Annotated in this window: 17 protein-coding genes; 16 read left to right on the top strand and 1 reads right to left on the bottom strand. The window is 44.5% G+C overall.

What is annotated here, in order from left to right:
- Positions 1–45: 45 nt before the first annotated feature.
- From J0656_RS11690 to J0656_RS11675, 4 genes are all read left to right on the top strand, one after another.
- Positions 46–732, top strand: a complete 687-nt coding sequence (locus J0656_RS11690) for an endonuclease/exonuclease/phosphatase family protein (protein WP_207033966.1) — start codon at positions 46–48, stop codon at positions 730–732.
- Positions 733–856: 124 nt separating this feature from the next.
- On the top strand, positions 857–2,668 hold the full coding sequence (locus tag J0656_RS11685; RefSeq protein WP_207033964.1) for a sodium:solute symporter family protein: 1,812 nt from the start codon (positions 857–859) through the stop codon (positions 2,666–2,668).
- A 29-nt stretch (positions 2,669–2,697) separates the two neighbouring features.
- Positions 2,698–4,617: a glucosamine-6-phosphate deaminase gene (gene nagB, locus J0656_RS11680; RefSeq protein ID WP_207033962.1), complete on the top strand. Its 1,920-nt coding sequence runs from the start codon at positions 2,698–2,700 to the stop codon at positions 4,615–4,617.
- 15 nt (positions 4,618–4,632) lie between these two features.
- The gene (locus J0656_RS11675) at positions 4,633–5,463 is read left to right on the top strand and encodes an N-acetylglucosamine kinase (protein ID WP_207033960.1); all 831 of its coding nucleotides are present in this window, start codon (positions 4,633–4,635) and stop codon (positions 5,461–5,463) included.
- A 290-nt stretch (positions 5,464–5,753) separates the two neighbouring features.
- On the opposite strand, the gene J0656_RS11670 is transcribed toward J0656_RS11675, so the two are convergent.
- Positions 5,754–6,374 carry an N-acetylmuramoyl-L-alanine amidase family protein gene (locus J0656_RS11670; protein WP_207033958.1) on the bottom strand — a complete coding sequence of 207 codons (621 nt, stop codon included), beginning with the start codon at positions 6,372–6,374 and terminating at the stop codon, positions 5,754–5,756.
- A gap of 227 nt (positions 6,375–6,601) precedes the next feature.
- Between J0656_RS11670 and J0656_RS11665 the strand changes: the two genes are divergently transcribed.
- From J0656_RS11665 to J0656_RS11610, 12 genes are all read left to right on the top strand, one after another.
- Complete coding sequence (locus tag J0656_RS11665) at positions 6,602–6,895, top strand: hypothetical protein (RefSeq protein ID WP_207033956.1); 294 nt, start codon at positions 6,602–6,604, stop codon at positions 6,893–6,895.
- A 27-nt stretch (positions 6,896–6,922) separates the two neighbouring features.
- Positions 6,923–7,213: a hypothetical protein gene (locus J0656_RS11660; RefSeq protein ID WP_207033954.1), complete on the top strand. Its 291-nt coding sequence runs from the start codon at positions 6,923–6,925 to the stop codon at positions 7,211–7,213.
- A complete protein-coding gene (locus J0656_RS11655; RefSeq protein ID WP_207033952.1) occupies positions 7,188–9,614 on the top strand; it encodes a TraG family conjugative transposon ATPase in 2,427 nt (808 codons plus the stop codon). The genes J0656_RS11660 and J0656_RS11655 overlap by 26 nt, the downstream gene beginning before the upstream one ends.
- Positions 9,601–10,206 carry a conjugal transfer protein gene (locus J0656_RS11650; protein ID WP_207033950.1) on the top strand — a complete coding sequence of 202 codons (606 nt, stop codon included), beginning with the start codon at positions 9,601–9,603 and terminating at the stop codon, positions 10,204–10,206. Before J0656_RS11655 ends, J0656_RS11650 begins: the two co-directional genes overlap by 14 nt.
- A gap of 11 nt (positions 10,207–10,217) precedes the next feature.
- On the top strand, positions 10,218–11,042 hold the full coding sequence (locus tag J0656_RS11645; protein ID WP_207033948.1) for a hypothetical protein: 825 nt from the start codon (positions 10,218–10,220) through the stop codon (positions 11,040–11,042).
- 27 nt (positions 11,043–11,069) lie between these two features.
- A complete protein-coding gene (locus J0656_RS11640) occupies positions 11,070–11,687 on the top strand; it encodes a conjugal transfer protein TraK (RefSeq protein ID WP_207033945.1) in 618 nt (205 codons plus the stop codon).
- A gap of 6 nt (positions 11,688–11,693) precedes the next feature.
- A complete protein-coding gene (traM, locus tag J0656_RS11635) occupies positions 11,694–12,599 on the top strand; it encodes a conjugative transposon protein TraM (protein ID WP_207033943.1) in 906 nt (301 codons plus the stop codon).
- Positions 12,600–12,610: 11 nt separating this feature from the next.
- Positions 12,611–13,417, top strand: coding sequence for a DUF4138 domain-containing protein (locus J0656_RS11630; protein WP_207033941.1), 807 nt, complete (start codon positions 12,611–12,613; stop codon positions 13,415–13,417).
- A 285-nt stretch (positions 13,418–13,702) separates the two neighbouring features.
- Positions 13,703–14,689, top strand: a complete 987-nt coding sequence (locus J0656_RS11625) for a FecR family protein (RefSeq protein WP_207033939.1) — start codon at positions 13,703–13,705, stop codon at positions 14,687–14,689.
- Complete coding sequence (locus J0656_RS11620) at positions 14,679–15,269, top strand: RNA polymerase sigma factor (RefSeq protein ID WP_207033937.1); 591 nt, start codon at positions 14,679–14,681, stop codon at positions 15,267–15,269. Before J0656_RS11625 ends, J0656_RS11620 begins: the two co-directional genes overlap by 11 nt.
- A 96-nt stretch (positions 15,270–15,365) precedes the next feature.
- The gene (locus tag J0656_RS11615; RefSeq protein WP_207033935.1) at positions 15,366–18,734 is read left to right on the top strand and encodes a SusC/RagA family TonB-linked outer membrane protein; all 3,369 of its coding nucleotides are present in this window, start codon (positions 15,366–15,368) and stop codon (positions 18,732–18,734) included.
- A gap of 8 nt (positions 18,735–18,742) precedes the next feature.
- Complete coding sequence (locus J0656_RS11610; protein ID WP_207033934.1) at positions 18,743–20,419, top strand: RagB/SusD family nutrient uptake outer membrane protein; 1,677 nt, start codon at positions 18,743–18,745, stop codon at positions 20,417–20,419.
- The last annotated feature ends 11 nt before the right edge of the window (positions 20,420–20,430 follow it).

Genomic DNA, 20,430 nt, shown 5'->3' with positions numbered 1-20,430 from the left:
GGCCTGAATCCAATTCAGGCCCAAGTGAGACCTAAAGTGAGTGTCATGTCATTTAACATACATGCCGGTTACGGAACCGATGGAACTTTTAATTTGTTGGGAATCGGAAACCAAATCAAGGAAGCCCAACCTGATATAGTCTGTTTACAAGAGGTGGATTACAGGACGCAAAGGTCACACGGCAAAGATGTGACTTTGGAATTGGCCAGTATTACCGGGTTTCATTCTTTTTTTGGAAAGGCAATTTTTTTTGACGGGGGGGAGTATGGTTTGGCCATTTTGTCAAAGCATCCCATTTGTGAGGTCAAAGTCCATACCTTGCCCAATAGCGGAAATGCCGAGCCCAGGATAGCCCTGGAATGCATTGTTCAAGTTCCGGGTTTGGGTAAACTTAGGGTCGTGAACGTACATCTGGACCATTCGAATATGGAATTGAATCTGTCCCAAATACGATATGTGAACAAAAAATTTGCGGATAAGAGGCCCACTATAATGGCTGGCGACTTCAATCAAGAAATGAAAGGCAAAGGCATGCGACAGTTGGGAAAGGATTGGAATTTTTCAATGGATGCAAACGCACTTACCTATCCAACAGATAAGCCCGACACAAAAATTGATTATATCATGGCTTATCCCCTGAACAAATGGAAAATAAAAAATGCTCGGGTTTATAATGATTCTAGAGTCTCGGACCATTTGCCCATTGTAGCTGACCTTCTTTATCTAGAGTGAATACCATGGATTATAGGTTGAATTGTTGGAGTTAGTTGATGAAGATGGGCAGGGTTTGCCCCTGCCTTTCCTTTAACCTACAACAGGGAAATTCACTTTTCCTGCACTAAAACATGAATGAAATATGATAACACTACAATGGTTGGACTATGCCATTATCGTAACCTTTTTTGCCGTCACCCTAGGCATTGGAATTTATGTATCCAAGAGTTCGGGCAGGAGCAGTTCAGACTTCTTTTTGTCTGGAAGGTCCATGCCCTGGTGGCTTTTGGGCATTTCCATGGTGGCGACCACTTTTTCTACTGATACGCCCAATTTGGTGACCGATATTGTCCGGACTAATGGGGTGGCCGGTAACTGGGTTTGGTGGGCCTTTCTTTTAACAGGTCTTCTGACTGTTTTTATATATGCAAGATTGTGGCGTAGGTCCAATGTCAATACAGACCTTGAGTTTTATGAACTTAGGTATGGAGGTGCACCCGCCAGATTTTTAAGGAGGTTTAGAGCCATTTATCTCGGGGTGGTTTTCAATGTGATTACAATGTCGGCGGTGACTCTTGCCGCTATCAAGATCGGGGGCATTATGTTAGGTCTTGAACCATGGCAGACAGTTCTCATTGCAGGTATGGTAACGGTGATTTTTAGCGCTATCGGAGGATTCAAGGGTGTTGTGTACACGGATTTCATCCTTTTTTTCGTGGCCATGGGGGGAACCATTGGAGCAGCCTATTATTTAGTAAACATCCCCGAGGTAGGGGGATTGGAAACACTTTTTTCCAATCCGAATGTCAAACATAAATTGAGCATGGTACCGGATTTTGACAATACCGATGCTTTGATCACTTTGATTATCATTCCCTTGGCGGTACAGTGGTGGAGCTCATGGTACCCTGGTTCAGAACCCGGTGGGGGCGGTTATATCGCACAACGGATGCTCTCTGCCAAAAATGCGAAGCATGCCATCGCGGCAACGTTCTTCTTCAATATCATGCACTATGCCGTTAGGCCATGGCCTTGGATATTGGTGGCGTTGGCCTCTATTGTTGTGTTTCCCGACCTAGAGAGCCTCCAACAGGCCTTTCCGATCATATCCGACGACAAACTTGGGCACGACCTGGCCTTTTCGGCCATGTTGACCAAATTACCCTCTGGCCTTATGGGCCTTGTACTCACTTCACTGGTCGCGGCCTATATGTCTACTATATCCACACAGCTCAATTGGGGTTCTTCGTATATTGTGTATGATTTCTATAAAGAAAGGGTGGATCCCAATGCATCCGAGAAACGCTTGGTAATGGTCGGTAGGTTGTCCACGGTGGGCTTGATGGTGCTGAGTGCCGCACTGGCCCTTTTGCTCCAAAACGCCCTTCAGCTCTTTGAGATATTGCTGGTATTTGGGGCGGGGACCGGTCTGATATTCATTCTAAGATGGTTTTGGTGGCGAATCAACGCGTGGAGCGAGATTACGGCAATGTTCGCTTCCGGTATACTTTCGCTGGTGCTGAAACTAACTCCTTTGGGAGATTATCTGTTCGGTGTTGATCATGGGATGCTACCGAGTTGGTCGGAGTACCCTATGGTGGTCTTGACCACAACAGTCCTATGGTTGACAGCGACTTATGTCTCACCTCCTGAGTCCCGGGAAGTACTTTATGGGTTCTGTAAGAAGATAGGGCCCGGAGGTCCTGGATGGGAAACAATTGTCCGAAAGGGTAGGACGGAAGGGATCGATTTGGACATCGGTAAACAATGGAGTGTTCCCAGTGGTATATTGGCCATGCTCTTGGGCACAATACTAATTTACTCCTGCCTATTTGCAGTGGGACATTGGATTTATGGTGAGTGGCTGCTAGCTGGTTCCTTGACCGTCCTAGCGGTTGGTTCGGGGGTAAGTTTGATGCTTACCTGGAAAAGAATAGAAAAGATTATCAAATAAACTTTATATACAATTTAAAAACATATATCATGAAAGCAGCGCTGCAATCAATACGGTATGAACCAGCCGGAAGGTTCGAAGCCACCAGATATGAAAAAGTCCATAATGTTATCTTTCAAGATTCCAAGCAAGGGTCGTTGCAGGTGGCCAGGGAAATTGCAAGTTTGATACGTGAAAGGGCTGACAAGGGACAAAAATGTGTTCTTGGGTTGGCCACGGGATCTTCCCCGATCAGGGTCTACGAGGAATTGGTGCGTATGCATCGGGAAGAGGGACTCAGTTTTAAGAACGTAGTCACCTTTAATCTTGATGAATACCATCCAATGGATCGTAGCAATATCCAGAGCTACCATTATTTTATGCACCAGCACTTGTTCGACCATGTGGACATTGCTGCCGAAAACGTACATATACCGGATGGCAGGATCTCCTTACAGGATGTACAGGAATATTGTAAGAAATATGAGGGTATGATCGAACAAGCAGGTGGCCTGGACTTCCAATTGTTGGGCATTGGCAGGACCGGACATATCGGTTTCAATGAACCGGGCTCGCATTATAACTCGGCCACTAGGGAAATTACATTGGATTATGTTACCCGCATTGATGCTTCGTCTGCTTTCAAGGGACTGGAGAACGTCCCCCGTAAGGCCATAACCATGGGCATCGGAACCATTAAAAGGGCGAAGCGCATCGTATTGTTGGCATGGGGTCAGAACAAGGCCCCGGTCATCCGTGAGACCATTGAGGGCGATATCAGTTCGGAAGTTCCTGCCACTTATTTACAGGAACATGCCAACACCACTTTTGTCCTTGATAAAGAGGCAGCTTCACTATTAACACGGATAGATACCCCTTGGTTGGTACAGAGCTGTGATTGGACCCATGACCTGACGCACAAGGCGGTGGTCTGGTTGAGCCAGAAGAGGGGCAAGCCTATTTTACAATTGACCGATAAGGACTATAACGATATGGGAATGTCCGACCTTTTGAGTTCGGAGCAATCTTCCTATGAAATCAACATAAAGATTTTTAACCGTTTACAACATACCATCACAGGCTGGCCCGGAGGGAAGCCCGATGCCGACGATACCAATCGTCCCGAACGTGCAGAACCTAGAGCCAAAAGGGTCATTATCTTCTCACCGCATCCTGACGATGATGTTATATCGATGGGAGGGACCTTCGATAGGTTGGTCACCCAGGGCCATGAGGTCCATGTTGTATACCAAACATCGGGCAATATTGCGGTTGCTGATCACGAGGCTATCAAAGCGGCTGAAGTGGCCAATAGCATAGGGCCGACCGAAATATTTGATACGGTGATACGGGAGATTCGGGAAAAAACCGAAGGTGATTTCGATTCTAAGCTCGTACGAAGGCTCAAAGGAAATATAAGAAGGGCGGAAAGTATCGCGGCCACGCGGTATCTGGGCATACCGGATGACCAGGTACATTTTTTGGACCTGCCCTTTTATGAAACAGGATCGATAAAGAAGAAACCGTTGGCAGAAGAGGATATCGTCATAATGAACAATATCATTCAGAAAGTGAAGCCCCACCAGATTTATGCCGCTGGTGACTTGGCCGATCCACATGGTACCCATAGGGTATGTCTGGAGGCGCTGTTCGCCTCCTTGGAGTCCCTTAAATCGGAAGAATACATGAAGAACTGCTGGGTTTGGCTCTACCGAGGGGCATGGCACGAGTGGGAGACCCATGAGATTGAAATGGCAGTGCCCATGAGCCCTGCACAGGTTCTTAGAAAGCGAAAGGCCATATTCTTTCATCAGACCCAAAAGGACGGGGTGATGTTCCAAGGAGAAGATTTACGCGAGTTTTGGGTAAGGGCGGAGGATCGGAACAAGGAAACGGCAGAAAAATACCAATCCTTGGGACTTGCCAGTTATGCGGCCATGGAGGCTTTCGTCAGATATGATTTTTTTTAAGCATAAAATTTTGATATGGTATTGATTGCTGATAGCGGTTCGACCAAATGTGATTGGCAAGTTTATGATACGACTGGCTCCATGATGTTTCAAAAAAGGACAATCGGAATCAATCCAATTATTCATTCAGACGGTGATATTTGCTCAGTTTTACAAGAGTTGAAAAATGATATGCCCAATGAGATTTCACAAATTGAATTTTACTGTGCCGGTGGTAAAAATGCGGAGTCAAAGCAAAGATTGCTTCAAATTTTCGGTCAATTTTTTAAACAGGCTCAGGTGAAAATAGAGGATGATCTGGGAATGGCCGTGAAATGTACCAAAGGTTTACCAGGAGTGGTATGTATTTTGGGTACTGGAGCAAACAGTTGTTTTTTTGACGGAGCTAAGGTTCATAAACGGTTACCGGACCTAGGGTATCAGATAATGGATCTGGGCAGCGGGAACTACTATGGGAGGGAATTGTTACGGAGTTATGCTTATGGCTATATGCCTGTAGATCTAAGAAAAAGCTTTGAGAAAAGGTATGATCTTGAGGACAGGGGCATTCTGAGGGAACTCTATCACGGGGAGAACCCAAGTTCCTATCTTGCCAGTTTTGCCAAGTTCATGATAGAGAACAACAAACATCCGTTTATGCTCTCTTTGATCAGGGAAGGGGTGGAAAAGGTCTTTACTCATGTTTTGGGACCCTACCAGTTTGAAATGAAACGGCATCCGATCTACTTTGTGGGTTCCATTGCTTTTTATCTACAAAACGCTATCCAGAACAAAGCAGAAGCGTATAATTTTAATAGGATTCACTTTATTGGTAAACCACTGGAATATTTATCAGTGGTATCATAGGTTGAATAGAAAAGGGCCGTAGCTTTTGGTCCAACTGTTTTATTAAAAGTTTTTGTTTGTTCCTCATTTGAAGTAAAGTTATACAGCAAAAAAATCACTGAAAGTAAATATATATGTTTACAAAAAGTCAAATACGTAAATATTCAGGTTTACTTTATGTGATGGTACTATAGAACCAGTAGGATATTGCACCGATTTATGATTTTCTTCTTTTATCGATTTCTTTCAGTAAAGCCCGGATAACTCCTGAAAACAGTTGTCGCAATAATGCGACCAAGGTCTTGAATATCTCAGTCATGGTAGAACGTTTTGATCAGTGATTGTAATAGGGCCAGAGCAATAGCGGATCGGCCTTCCTTTTTTAGTACGTGATCAGCTTCCAAATCATTGGAAAGGAACCCGGTTTCCAATAGGATCGAGGAACAGTGGCCAAAGGTATCCCGTAATACCTGGAAGTTGGCCTGTTTGATCCCACGGTAACGTATCCCCAGCCTACTTTGTAAATAATGGGCCAAGGTATGGGCGACAACATAGGATTTCCGGTTCACTTTCCCGTTGAACAAAAAGATCTCAAAGCCTTGAGCTTTGGCATTTGGGGCCTGGTTGCAATGGATGGATACAAAGACATCAGCCTCAAGTACCTTGGGAAGTAGGGCCCGGTCGCCCAATGAAATCAAGGTGTCCCTGTAACGGGTCAGATAGATTTCCAAACTATCCCGGAACAAGGTGCGGTTCAGTGCAAGACACTCCTTGGCAATCTTCAACACTACTTCCTTTTCCATAATACCATGAGAGCCGATGGCCCCGGTGTCGGGACCCCCATGGCCAGGGTCGATGACCACAATAGGTTTTTGGGCCATCGCGATGGAAACGTAAAATAGCATTACCCAGGAGCATAGGTATATTTTCATATCGAAACATTTTTGTTTGAACAATTTCCAGTGAACCGCTCATTTTGGTGCCAATACTTCAATAATTAACACCTTCAAGTGTTAAAAAATGTGATTGCTATAGCCTTTTCTCCATATCACTGGAAATTCCATATCGGAATCCAAGCTGGACGGACAACCAAGCTCCGGTAAGCATTCCAAACCACTGATCACAAACAGGTCTTGATCCGGCCAAAAAACGAACAGTCATGAAAAACCTAAAAAAATCAGTAGTACTGGGTATAGGATTATTGCTCTCCCAGACCGCCTATCCCCAAATCGGGGGCATCGAAGATTCCGTTGCGGATATTTCAGATACCATCCGGGCCATTTTCCCTATCATACTCGGGGTCATCTTCCTTATCGGCTTTCTTTTCAATGCAGGGCATTTCTTCGGGGAGAACGCCGACCTCAAAAAAGGGATTACCCGCGTCTTGGTCTTTGTACTCATCGCAGGAGCGGTCGTGGGCATCTTTACCTATCTGATCGGCATCGTCGTCTAAGCCACAAAGCACATTAAATCCAATCTTATGAAACAGTACGAAATATATAGGAATATCCGTGTCCGTGCCTTGATCTTTGGATTGCCGGTCGCCTTTTTTGCCCTTCAGATGATGGCCGTCGTCGGTTCGCTCATGGCGGTCATCTTCTCCTTCAATTTGATGCTCCTTTTTTTGGCTGTCTTGGCCAATGTGGTCCTCTACGGTGTGTTGCTCCGACTGGTGCAACAACCTCGACTGCTCCAATGGGGCATACGATTTCCCCATATCGTCTCGAACAAAAAAATAACGTCCTATGGCTTCTACGATCAATTTTCATGAGCGCTATCCCATCGTGGATGTGGACCGGAATAGGATTTTGGCCAATAACGGCAACATAGCTTATGCCTATCGGGTAGTGTTACCAGAAATCCATTCCCTATCGGAAAAGGATTTCGAGGAGCTCCATGGGCATTGGTTCCAAGCCCTGAAATCCCTGCCCGTGGGCACCTTGGTCCATAAACAGGACATCTACAGAAAAACTACATATGACGCCCATGAATTGCCCAACGACACATTTTTGCAACGTGCGACACGGGAACATTTTATGGGAAGGGAACACTTGACCCATGAGTCTTTGATCTTTTTTGTTTGGCCGAAGAACAGGGCCATCAACGATCCGGCCTTGGTCAACCCCTTTGCCGTTATTTCAAAAAAGTTACCGGATAAACTCGGGGACCAAGCGGAAGGTTTCGGCAAAGCGGTAGGGGACGCCGTTACTTTTTTGAACAATGGTCCCAAGCTCATAATGGAACCGTTCAACCAGACAAGGATCATCCAGTACACAGATGCCTATTTCAATGGGTTCAATGAAGGATTCGATACCGATATGGTGCTCGAAAAGGATAGGGTACTGGTGGGCAATCATTATTTTGAAGTGATGGCCGTGAACAATGAGAGCTGTTTTGGGGATGTGGTTCAGACCAGTGTACCCAACGAACAATATGCTAAGGATGGGTTTTGGTTCCACCAGGGTTTTATCGACGGGCTTGGGCTCACTTTTCAGGGAAACCATATCGTCAACCAGATCATCCATTTGGATGACCGCCACAGATGGCGCAAACAGTTGGAGAAACGGTTGGAAGAGCTCTCCAAGAGCAGCAATTTCGGCTCCCAGAACAAAGTACTGTACGATAGGGTGTCGGATACCCTCTCCAAACTCAATCAAGATGATGCCTCCCTGATCATCCGAGGCCAATTGAATGTGGTATGCTGGTCGAAGAACGAAAAGAAGTTGGAGCAGTCGATATCAGAACTCACTGCCCGTTTCAAGGAATTGGACATACGACCCTACTGCCCACAAGGGAAGGCCCGTATCCATTATGTGCTCAACAGTTATCCGTTGTTTTCCTCCAATTTCTCCGATACCGATCTCTATGTGACCGACCTGAAGCACGCCCTCTGTCTTTGGATCAACGCTACCAATTACCGCTGCGATAAACAAGGCATTATTTTCAATGACCGCTTGGACAACATTCCGGTAATGAAGGATGTTTGGGACGAGGAAAAACGACGTATCAAGGCCAGGAACTTTGCCATTTTCGCCCCCACGGGTGAAGGCAAATCCTTTTTGGCCAACAATATTTTGCGGCAGTATTTTGAGCAGGATGTGCGACTGGTGATCATCGATCTGGGCGGAAGCTATGCCAAGTTTGCCCAGTTGTACCCGGACCAACACATTATCCTTAAATACGAACCCGGCAAAAACCTGGGCATCAATCCTTTTTATAAGACCCCTGGCGAAGCTGTCACCGCGGAGTGGTTGGAAGATCTGACAAACTTCTTGATAGAACTCTATGTCCCAGGCGAAAGGAGTAACAAAGCACAGGAAGTGGCCCTCAAAAAAATACTTCGTTCCTATTACGAACGGGTCAAGGAAGGGCATAGTCTGGATGGTCTATATCGGTATGTACAGGACAACCGGGACAGTCTGTTGGAGAAGCTTGGCATCGATCCCGATTATTTCAACCTAACCAATTTTCTGCATATCCTCTCCGAATATGTTGGTGATGGCCTTTACAGTTTTCTCTTCAAGGCAGGAGAGGACCGATCCCATCGCTTGGAGGACAAGCGTCTGATCGTCTTTGAGCTGGACGAGGTCAGGGACAACCGGGAAGTACTGTCGGTCATGCTCAAGCTCATCAAATCGGCCATACAGCGCACCATATGGCGGAACCGATCGGAGCGTGGCATCATACTCTTCGATGAATTCGCCAAACAGCTCAAGTTCGACAATGTTTTGGAGAGTGTTGAATTCTACTATCAGGCCATCCGGAAACAGAACGGGGCCATCGGCATTGTCCTGCAGTCCATCAACCAATTGCCCGAGAACCATACCTCGGCCACCATTTTAGAGAATACCCAGGTCATCTACAGTCTTCGAAATGAAAAGGGATATGGGGCACTTCGAGACCGCCTTAACCTAACTTCCCATGATTTGGACCAGCTCCGCTCCATAAAGAACGATCTCAAGGGCGAGCGCAAGTACACCGAAATCTTTATCAAGATCGGGTCCGAGAGCAATATCTACCGTTTGGAAGTGCCCCCTGAGGCCTATGCCGCCTATCTCACGGATGGCACCGAAAACCAAGCGATTATGGATCTGTACGAAAAGACCCATGATATGGAACATGCCATTACAGCATTCATCAATCAGAAAAAAAGACAACATGAATTCCATTAAAAAACAACCCTTTCGAAAGAATGCCCTGATCACCGTATGGGTCATGGTCCTCATGTTAGTGTTGCCCGGCCGTGCTACGGCCCAGGGGATGCCGGTATATGACAACACCAATTTTTTGTCCTTGGGCAAACAGTTGATCGAATCGGCCAAGCAGACCGCAGAACTCTTAAAGATGGCGGAAGAACTCAATGCCGTTAGGGAAAAGATAGAAAAGGTAAACAATGCCGTTAGGCAATACCAAGCGGTCAGGGACATTACCAAAAACAATGAAGAGCTTTTCGAAATGGTCGGGGACGACCTAAGGGAAGTATTGAACTCTCCCTATATCCATGGGGATGAAGTGGAGGTCATCACCAATGCCTTTAATGGCATCATGGAGCATTCCCTAAATCAGCTGGAATTTATGGAACAAGTACTCAGCAATGATTTTTTGAACATGAGCGATGCGGAGCGCTTGGAGATTTTGGAGGGCCAGCGAGAGGCATCCCAAAGGATGTTGGCGGATATCAAACTCAAAAAAAGGAGATATGATATGGTGATCTCCTTTCGGAAAATGCAGACCCTTATCAAGGACAGAAAATTGAACTATTAAAGAACATCGTTATGGGACTTGAATATGTGGATGCGGTCTTCCAGACCATTATGGACAGCAGTTTTGCCTCCTATACCATTGGAGGGATGAAGGCCTTGGCCGTGCTGTTCTTTTTGATCAACATCATCAAAAAATACTATGAGGGCGGAACGACCCGGACAGGATTGACCTGGGGGCTGACCCCGACCGATCTGATCCGGAACTTTGCGGTAGTGCTCGTAGTACTGTTCTCCACAGAAGTATTGGGCACTTTTGATACCATACTGGTGGCCATCGAGGGACAGTATAGGGAAACGGCACCGGAACTTATACCACTTGGCCTACAAGAGGTCGAAGTAACGGAAGAACCGGGATTGTTGGATGCAGCCTCCAAAGCTATGGGGTTGCTATATGAATGGCTGTCCACTCCTTTTTTGGGACTCCGGACCCTTGCTTGGATGGGGAGTGTGGTCCTTTGGATATTGGACCTGTTCATTTACCCGCTTTTTTTGGCCGAACGCTATTTTATCCTTGGGGTAATGCAGGCCTTTTTTCCTTTGGTCATCAGTATGGCGGTCTTTGAGAAATTCCGAGAAATGGGGTACCGTTTCTTCAGGCTCTATGCCGCGGTATATATGATCGTCCCTGCCTTCTTTTTGGTCAATGTTTTTGTCAATACCCTCTATCAGGAAGTAGTGGAGAATTTCTGGCCCAACCTTTTTGGGACGGATTTTGGTAGCGAGCTGTTCGCTCCTGTGATCGAACTGGCAGGTATCGGCTTTATCGTGTTATTGAAATTCAAACTCTACAAACGGGCCACGACCTTCACCTTCCGGCTTTTTGCTGGAGGTGCCTAACATTCATCAATCTTTAACATAAAAACTATGAAAAAAATATACAGGAACATCACCGACATCCTTCGCCTGAACCGTTTTATCGTTTTGGCCGTGGTCATACTCTGTCTATTGACTAGTGGACTTTCCTTGGGCCTGCTGCACCACTATCAGGAGAAACTATTGAATTCCGCCTTTGCGATAGGTGCGAACGGTACCGTTGTACCGTTGAAACTGGTCGATCGAAAGGACAAACGGGAAGTGGAGGCCCTGGCCCACATCGACCGGTTCCATCGGCTGTTCTATGGGATTGACGGTACCGATTACCGGAGCCATCTGGAAAAGGCGATCTGGTTGGGGGATGCTTCTGTAGATGCCATTTATCGACAGAAAAAGTTGGATGGGGTATACAACCGTTTGGTACAGTTCTCCCTGCGCCAACAGATCGATCGGGTGGACATTGAACTGGACCTAAACTCGGAACCCTATGGTTTTAAGACAAGGACCTTATTTGAGGTCCATAGGGGCACGATCACCGACCGCTACCAATTGGACACTTCGGGGAAACTCATTACTGTGGATCGGAACTTCCCGCACAACCCACATGGATTGCTGATCATCGATTTCTATGAGGACTCCCTTCGAAAACTGGAACCACAAACCAAATAAAGAATCATGAAACTGGAAAGAAACAAACTGTTATTCATAGGGCTGTTGGTCTGCTTGCTAGGGTTTATAGTACTCTACGCCCTTTCAATGGATAAGGAATCGGGAGACGGGGAGCTAAAACAGCCGAAGGTGCCCACATTGACGGAAGAACCTGAGGAGTACCGCTCCAAATTGGAAGCCGTGGATGCCATCAAGGAGGAATGGGAAAGACCAAAACCAAGCCTGTACGGAGAACAGTATATCGACTCCACGGGGGGCTATGACACTACACTGGAGGATAAGGAACGTCAGCGTATCGTTGACAGTATCTACAGGGAGGGACGTATCGACTATGGAGCTAGGGTGTACCGAAAGCCTAAAGGAAAGCCCCAAAAGGGTGACGAAATAAAACCCGAAAAACATAGCTCTCACATAATACCAGAACAAGAACGTATTGATTTTTCAACGGCCCATAGCGCTTTTTTTGCCACTAAGGCAGTGAAGCGTGATAGTGTTCATCCACCCGTTGCAATCCAGGCCATGGTCAATGGAGAACAGCGGGTGCGGGCCAAAAACCGTCTTGAGCTTCGGTTAAGGGAGAATATAATGCTCGGTGGTAAAGTTTTTAAACGTAATATCTTGCTCTATGGCTTTATCTCCTTTAGGACCCATCGGGTCTTTGTGTCCATTGACCATATTGGTCAGCACCCGGTCCACTTGAAAGCCTATGATACGATGGATGGACGGGAAGGCATCTATATCAAGAACAGCTATCGGGAAGAAGCTGTACGGGAAGTGATGGACGATGCCGTTCAGGACGTAAACCTTCCAGGGATGCCCCAGTTGGGAGGTATCAAACAAGTCTTCAGGCGTTCCAACCGAACCGTTCAAGTAACTATCCTTGACGGCTATCAACTTTTACTTAAACCTTAACATCAAAACTCATGAAAACACTTCAACGTATATCCATTTTTGTATGGTCCATTACAGCACTTCAGGCCCAGACCGACACCTTAATTGTTAATGAAACCCATCTTTTTTCCTTACTGTTTCCTGAGCCAATTACCAATGCGGTCACGGGGCATTCGAACTACACGTTTGGTTACAACACAGATACACCGGGAAGACTGGGGCTTTTACAAGGGCATGCTGGTACGGACAGCAACCTTTTGGTGTTGACCAGTGACGGTCTGGCCTATTCCTTTTACCTGACCTATAGAAAACAGCTTGGAAAGAGCCATCGATTTATCGACAAGAATGATGCTATTGGAAATGTGCTGATCAAAAAACGTTTGGATTCCTTGGACCAACAGGAAAAAAGCAGGTCACAAACCATTGTGCAATCTGACACCGTTCAATACCGAAAGGCAAGCCATTATTTTTTGGAACGAAGTTCCAAGGTGCTCAAATCCAAGCGTAAGAACGGTATCGTTCTTCGGCTGTGCGAAGTGGGCTATTTTGGAAAGGAAACCTACATAGTCCTAGAAATCGAAAATAAATCCAAGATTGATTTTGATGTTGATTATATACAGATCTTTAAAGAGCAGGGGAGTGGAAGTAAAAAGTCTTCCTATCAGAAATTATTGTCGGATACCCTCTACAGGTACCGTATGCCCTCTAGGGTTCCAACAGCATACAAACAAAGGTTTGTTTGTGTAATTCCCAAAGTTACCTTGGGCAGCCGTGAAAATTTATTAGTGGAGCTTAGAGAAAAACAAGGGAATAGACAAGTTGTTATACGTTCAAAGTAGTATGTCTTAATTCTAGCATGAGGATTTTAAGCATTTAGCGATGTCCTAAAAGGGGAAGGCTACAAAAAGGGGTAAGGCTACAGACCAATCGATACGTCCACAAAATGTAGCAATAAATAATTCTGGATTTCCTGAATTTTGAGATTAAATCTAATTCTCTGACTTATCGTACCTACCGACTTTATAGGGTATTAACCTTTACTTAATTCACACTTTTCGTTTTGATGACATTCTGATCTAGGGGTAATTCTACCTTTCAACCCTCCTATTGCTAAAAGACAAAGTATGGACATATCCAAAGAGGATATCAAATGCGTTCGAAAGCTTTCGGGGGAATTGGACACGGATCAGGACAGATCCATGTTTGAAGTGAACCTACTGCTGGATGATGATTTACACGAACGTTTTCAAGATTATAAGTTATTGTGGGACTGCTATCCAAAACCTTCCCTTCCGCTTAGAAAAGAGCACTTCGCTAAACGCGTCATGGAAGAAATTTCGGAAGCCCCAAAACCTAAACTCATTTTTCTGTCCACTAAACTTAAAGCGGTGATTGCGGTCGCAGCTGCTGTTCTGGTTGCTTTTGGAGTGTATTTGTTTACACAGGATAATGAACCTAGGTACACCAATCATATCATAGCTCTTGAAGGAGAAAGGAAACACGTTACCCTCCCAGACGGATCGTCGGTCACGGTAAATGCCAATTCAGAACTTAAATACCCCGAGGTTTTCACGGATGATAAGCGGGATGTTTGGATGTCCGGGGAGGTGTATTTTGATATTGTGGAGGATGCTGATCGGCCTTTTAGTGTAGGTGCAAGCGGATTTGAAGTGAAGGTATTGGGAACCAAGTTCAATGTAAATGCCAAAGGAATGTCAAAAATAGTGTCTCTGGTAAGTGGCAAGGTACAGGTGACATTGGAGAATTCCGGTGATAAAATCCAATTAAGGCCAAACGAAGAACTTTCCTGGAATATGGAAAGTGGAGAAGTGGTAAAGCGCAATTTTGATGTATCCAAGACCACGGCCTGGAAAGACAATATTCTTTTACTGCATGATCTCACTTTGGAAGAAGCGTTACTTCCCATCAATGAATTTTACGGTACAACATTTACTGTTTCCGATAGTGTTGTAGCGAACAAGAGGATCAATGCAGCCTTTGAGGACCAGGATTTAGATCAGTTCATTCAAACTTTGGAATTTATTGCTGACGTGAAGATTTCGAAGCAGTCATCAAAAAAATTTACAATAGCCCCCAGTGATGAAAAGTAAAGCTTCCACATACAAGGAATTGAACCAAAAATCAGATTTGGAACTCTTTCAGTTAATCAAACAAAGGGAAAAAGGGGCCTTGGAGGCTGTTTTTAATAGGTACTATGAAAGCCTATGTCGTTTTGGAATCGCTTATGAAAATGATTTGGATGTGGTCCAGGAAAAGGTTTCCGATGTATTTATCCAATTGTGGAATTCCCATGATCGCATCCATGAGATCCAAAAGCCAAAACCCTATCTCTATGTAGTGGTCAAAAACAAACTTATGGAGCCGGTTTCGTACCAAAAACTCAAGCAAACCTTGGATAAGGGAGTAGAGGATGAATATTCCACTAGCCCAAGTATCGAACAAGAAATTATAGATCAAGAACAAAGGGAAATGTATGTTCGGAAGATACAGGAAATCTTGGACCAGATTCCCAAAAAGTCCCGCCAAATCTTTGAAATGAGCAGGCTGGATGAACTAAAGTACAAGGAAATCTCAGAGATTCTGGGAGTGTCCATTAAGACTGTAGAGAGCCATATGGCCATAGCCCTCAGGACCATTAGAAATATGGTAGTGAAGAACAAACAATTTTAACCCCGTAAAAAAGTGTATGACAAAACTGAGCTTCTAAACCTTCATCAAAAAACTAAAAAAATTAGTGAGAACCAATATTAAACTACTCTTTCAAAAATGAAAAAATTAAACCTCTTAGCATTGCTATTGTGTTTGCCTTTGTTAGGTCGAGCGGCTGTCGTTCCCATATCGGCGAACGTTATGGTAAACACCCAAAATTTTGAGATCATTAACCTAAACCTTAAAAGTGTTGCTCTGGAAAAGGTGTTCGACCTTATTGAAAAGCAGACAGGTAAAAAATTTATTTATGCGGCCGATGCACAATATCTGCAACAGCGCATTAGTATCGATGCCAACAAAGTAAACTTGGAATCTGTGTTGGAAGACCTTAAAAGTAAGGCCAATGTAGACTTTAAAGTGACCGAGCAAGGTGTTCTTGTAAAATTTATACAAGAACAACGTAGTATTTCCGGTAAAGTTATCGATGAGGCCGGAGCACCCATACCAGGTGCCAACGTTTTTGTTGATGGTACGGATTATGGTACGGTTTCAGATTTTGACGGAAACTTTAGCTTGGATATTCCATCCAACTTTAAACTATTGTCCGTTACCTACATTGGCTATCAAAGACAGGATGTAGATATTGAACAACTGAACAATGTTACCATTACGCTGCTTGAAAGTGCTTCCCAATTGGATGAAATTGTAGTGGTTGGATATGGTACCGAGGCCAGAAGAAACATTACAGGTGCCATTGCATCGGTTGCTCCGGAGGAAATTGTAACCCAGCCAAAAGCCAACGTAGTGGAAATGTTGGATGGTCGCTTGCCTGGTGTTCAAGTGATGAGTGACAATTCTCCAGGGGGTGGTACTTCGATTCGAGTTCGTGGTTTTAGTACCATCAACAGTAATGATCCCTTGGTGATCATTGATGGTATTCCAGCTTCCAATGGACTTAATGGAATCAACCCTTCCGATATCGAGACCATCCAAGTATTGAAGGATGCCGCTTCTGCCTCCATTTATGGGTCTCGTGCAGCGAACGGTGTTGTGATCATTACCACTAAAAGTGGCTCGGATACCGGTGGGGAGTATGTAGTTTCCTTTGATGGGTATGCCGGTCTTCAGTCAACCTATAATTTACCTAGAATGCTAAATGCCCAACAATATGGTGACCTATTGTGGGAAGCAACGATCAACGATGGAGGAACTCCTTCCCATGATATTTATGGGGACGATCCAACACAGGCCGTTATTCCACAATGGTTGGATGCGGACCAAACCATTCCTAGTGACGATGTGGATTGGGTGGATGAAATCATGCAAACGGCCCAAATACAATCGTATAATGTGTCTTTGGCCAAAGGAGATTCCAAAAGTCAACAAATGTTCTCATTGGGGTATTTCAACCAAGAAGGTTTGATCAAATACACTGGTTTTGAAAGATACTCGGCAAGATTCAACTCTTCTTATAATATTGGTGATTTCCTTACCATTGGTGAAAATTTTACGGCCAACTATAAGGAGCAGGTTTCCGTTGGGACCAACGCCGCTTTGGGTAGTGTGATTCTTACCGCCATGCAATTTCCATCAATCGTCCCCGTAAAGGATATCAACGGGGCATATGCAGGGAACCCGATCAACGATAGTAACAACCCTATGGGACAGTTGTCCAGAAACAAGGACAACAAACAAAAAAGGGTTCAAGCTTTGGGTAATGTGTTTGCAAATCTATATGTAGGCGATTTTACCTTTAAAACTTCCTTTGGATTGGATTACCAAAACTATAATATCAGAAGTTTTTCACCTACTTACGACGAGATATTGTCTACCAACAATACCAACTCCTTATCAACGTCCAACAGCTTCAACTATCAGTTCTCATTTACCAATACATTGAACTATAAAAAGCAATTTGGAAAACATCATCTGGATGCCATCTTAGGTCAGGAATCCATAGAGTACAATTACGAAGGTTTTAGTGCATCTGTAAGTGAATTTTTGTACGAGGATTTAAACTTCAGATACCTAAGCTTTGGTACCGAGAACATGTTGAATTCGGGGAGTGCCAATGGATGGTCTTTGAACTCTTACTTTGGAAGGGTGAACTATAACTTTGACGAAAAATACCTTTTTACCGCTACGGTAAGACGTGACGGTAGTTCCAGGTTCAGTGAGGATAACAGGTGGGGTACGTTCCCAGCATTTTCATTGGGATGGAGATTAAATCGCGAGGATTTCTTTAATCCTGATGGAGCTATTTCTTCCTTGATGCTGCGTGGTAGCTGGGGTCAAACCGGTAACCAAGAGATTTCCAATTATGCTACAGTGGATAGTTACCGGAACAACAACGCCAACTCCAACTATGCCATCGATGGTGCACAAGAAGCAGTTTATATCGGATTGACCCAATCCCGAATTCCAAATGCAGATTTGAAATGGGAAACTACCACCCAAACCTCTTTTGGTGTGGATATGGGACTTTGGGACGACCGTTTGAACATTACCGCCGATTACTACATTAAAAATACGGACGATATTTTGGTGTACAATACCGTTCCATTGACGTACGGTGGTACCAATGATGGACAGTGGGTCAATGATGGAAAAATGAAAAACACTGGTTTTGAATTGGACATCAACTATAACGATATGGTAGGTGATTTTGGCTATAGCATTGGATTGAACCTTACGGGATCCAAAAATGAGCTTACCGAGTTGACCACCTCTGATTATTTGGGTATTCCGAGTTCATCATTGCACAGTGTAAACTTTGATCAAGAAATTTCAAGAAGTGCGGTAGGTCAGCCCATTGCTTCTTTCTACGGTTATGTTGCGGATGGTTTGTTCCAAAGTCAAGCCGAAGTGGATAGCTATGGAATGCAACCCAATGCACAACCTGGAGATATAAGATTTAAGGATGTTGATAGGGACGGTGATGTAGATGCAGATGATAGAACTTTTATCGGTTCACCACACCCCGATGTGATGTTGGGCCTTAACCTTCAGTTCAATTACAAAGCTTTTGATCTAGGCATTTTGTTCAATGGTAGTTTTGGGAATGATACCTATAACTTCACCAAATACAAGAACCATTTCTTTAACCAAGCAGCATATAACAAAGAAAATGTATTGTTGAACGCTTGGTCAGAAAGTAACACCAGTAGCAGCATTCCAAGATTGTCCTTGGATGATCCGAATAACAACATTCGTCCTTCAACGTACTATGTTGAAAATGGATCTTATGTTCGCTTGACAAACCTACAGCTGGGATATTCCATTGATCCAGAGCTTTTGGGTGGAATGAACCTTAGGATTTACGTTCAGGCAAGTAACCTTTTCACTATTACTGATTATAGTGGAATGAACCCACAAGTCGGACTTCAGAATTATGGTGGCAGTAACCGAAACCTCGATATCGGTATCGACCGAGGATTGTATCCCCCGAGCAGGACTTTTGTGATCGGATGTAACTTAAAACTTTAAAAAAAGCCATGAAAAACATATTGAAAATAAATTCAAAATATATAATGGTAGGTGCTACGATGGCACTTACGGTCTTGGGTTCTTGTTCCAAGGACTTTCTAGAGGAGGTTACCTATGGAGAAGTTGCCCCTGATGAAATGACAAAAGCAGAGAATGTGGAAAAAGCCATTATTTCTGCATATAGTGTGTTGAACGGTCAGATAGATGGTGCTAGTAATGCTTACAATTCCCCGGCTTCCAATTGGAGTTTTGGAGATGTAGTATCGGATGACTGTTACAAAGGTGGTGGTGGTACCGGTGACCAAAGCCAGATCCATCAAATGGAACTGTACAACACTACACCTACCACGTATGATGTAGAACGAAAATGGATGGCGTTGTACGAAGGAGTTAAAAGAACCAATGAGGCCATGAAATTGTTGAACGCCTCAGAGGACTTCGATGCAACCTTAAAAGCTCAACGAACTGCTGAACTTAGATTCATAAGAGGTCACTATTATTTTGAGCTTAAAAAAATCTATGATCAAATTCCATATATCGATGAAACTGCGGAAACTGTTTCTGATTATGCGCGTTCCAATACCGAATTTACTTCTGCAGAGATTTGGGCCAAAATAGAGGCTGATTTTCAAGCCGCTTACGATGCTTTGCCAAGCAGTCAAGAAGAGGTAGGTAGACCTACCAATCTTGCGGCAATGGCATATTTGGCCAAGACGTATCTTTTTCAAGAAAAATGGCAAGCCGCTTTCGATGCTACAACTGTTGTAATGGGGGGTAGCTACGAATTGATGGATGATTTCCAATCGGTTTTCTTACCTGAAAATGACAATGGTTCAGAAGTGCTTTTTGCCGTGCAATATTCGGTGAATGATGGGCAAGGAAGTAACTACAACGGTAGTATTGGTGACCGTTTGACCGCTCCCGGAGGGCCTTATTACTCTCAATATGGTTTCCACCGTCCATCACAGAACTTGGTAAATGCTTTTAAAACAGATGCCTCTGGGCTTCCGGTTAACGACAATGTTGATGTGACCGAAACTGATTTTGTAGATCCCCGTTTGGATATTACCATTGGTAGACCAGGTATTCCTTACAAAGACCTAAACGTTATTTATGAGGCCAACTGGGCAAGGGATTTGGCGACCTATGGTCCTTTTGGACCTAAAAAGCGAATCCTCTCAGCAAATTCCCCTTACCACGTGACTGTTTGGCCGTATGTCGATGCGTTGAACTATTACATCATCCGTTATGCTGAGGTATTGTTGTGGAGAGCGGAAGCCGCCGTTGAATTGGGTAACTTGGAGGAAGCTAGGTCTTTAGTGAACCAAATTCGTGAGCGTGCAGCCAATTCCCAATATGTACAAACATTGGATGGGTCTAGTGATGCTGCCAACTACAACATCGGAACTTATGATACGGCTTGGACCGATGCCACTGATGCAATGGAGAAAGTCCGTTTGGAGTCTCGCTTGGAACTTGCCATGGAAGGACACCGTTTCTTCAATTTGGTGCGTTGGGGCATCGCCAAAGAGGTGATTGATGATTATTTAGAGGTGGAAAGAACCAAAAGAACCCACTTGACCAATGCAGCCTTTACCCTAGGTAAAAATGAGTACTGGCCAATTCCACAAGAATATATTGACAGTGTTGACGAGGGTCTGGTAACCCAGAACAACGGATACTAACTAAAATTTTA

It is taken from the genome of Flagellimonas aurea, assembly GCF_017313785.1.
Taxonomy (GTDB): domain Bacteria; phylum Bacteroidota; class Bacteroidia; order Flavobacteriales; family Flavobacteriaceae; genus Flagellimonas; species Flagellimonas aurea.
Note: the sequence above shows the minus strand (reverse complement) of the source record. Positions and strands in the feature narration are given on the sequence as shown.

What these genes read in the sequence shown, in the direction of transcription:
- J0656_RS11690 (WP_207033966.1), top strand. Translation starts at nt 46, where the DNA reads ATGTCATTTAACATACATGCCGGTTACGGAACCGATGGAACTTTTAAT.
- J0656_RS11685 (WP_207033964.1), top strand. Translation starts at nt 857, where the DNA reads ATGATAACACTACAATGGTTGGACTATGCCATTATCGTAACCTTTTTT.
- nagB (WP_207033962.1), top strand. Translation starts at nt 2,698, where the DNA reads ATGAAAGCAGCGCTGCAATCAATACGGTATGAACCAGCCGGAAGGTTC.
- J0656_RS11675 (WP_207033960.1), top strand. Translation starts at nt 4,633, where the DNA reads ATGGTATTGATTGCTGATAGCGGTTCGACCAAATGTGATTGGCAAGTT.
- J0656_RS11670 (WP_207033958.1), bottom strand. Translation starts at nt 6,374, where the DNA reads ATGAAAATATACCTATGCTCCTGGGTAATGCTATTTTACGTTTCCATC.
- J0656_RS11665 (WP_207033956.1), top strand. Translation starts at nt 6,602, where the DNA reads ATGAAAAACCTAAAAAAATCAGTAGTACTGGGTATAGGATTATTGCTC.
- J0656_RS11660 (WP_207033954.1), top strand. Translation starts at nt 6,923, where the DNA reads ATGAAACAGTACGAAATATATAGGAATATCCGTGTCCGTGCCTTGATC.
- J0656_RS11655 (WP_207033952.1), top strand. Translation starts at nt 7,188, where the DNA reads ATGGCTTCTACGATCAATTTTCATGAGCGCTATCCCATCGTGGATGTG.
- J0656_RS11650 (WP_207033950.1), top strand. Translation starts at nt 9,601, where the DNA reads ATGAATTCCATTAAAAAACAACCCTTTCGAAAGAATGCCCTGATCACC.
- J0656_RS11645 (WP_207033948.1), top strand. Translation starts at nt 10,218, where the DNA reads ATGGGACTTGAATATGTGGATGCGGTCTTCCAGACCATTATGGACAGC.
- J0656_RS11640 (WP_207033945.1), top strand. Translation starts at nt 11,070, where the DNA reads ATGAAAAAAATATACAGGAACATCACCGACATCCTTCGCCTGAACCGT.
- traM (WP_207033943.1), top strand. Translation starts at nt 11,694, where the DNA reads ATGAAACTGGAAAGAAACAAACTGTTATTCATAGGGCTGTTGGTCTGC.
- J0656_RS11630 (WP_207033941.1), top strand. Translation starts at nt 12,611, where the DNA reads ATGAAAACACTTCAACGTATATCCATTTTTGTATGGTCCATTACAGCA.
- J0656_RS11625 (WP_207033939.1), top strand. Translation starts at nt 13,703, where the DNA reads ATGGACATATCCAAAGAGGATATCAAATGCGTTCGAAAGCTTTCGGGG.
- J0656_RS11620 (WP_207033937.1), top strand. Translation starts at nt 14,679, where the DNA reads ATGAAAAGTAAAGCTTCCACATACAAGGAATTGAACCAAAAATCAGAT.
- J0656_RS11615 (WP_207033935.1), top strand. Translation starts at nt 15,366, where the DNA reads ATGAAAAAATTAAACCTCTTAGCATTGCTATTGTGTTTGCCTTTGTTA.
- J0656_RS11610 (WP_207033934.1), top strand. Translation starts at nt 18,743, where the DNA reads ATGAAAAACATATTGAAAATAAATTCAAAATATATAATGGTAGGTGCT.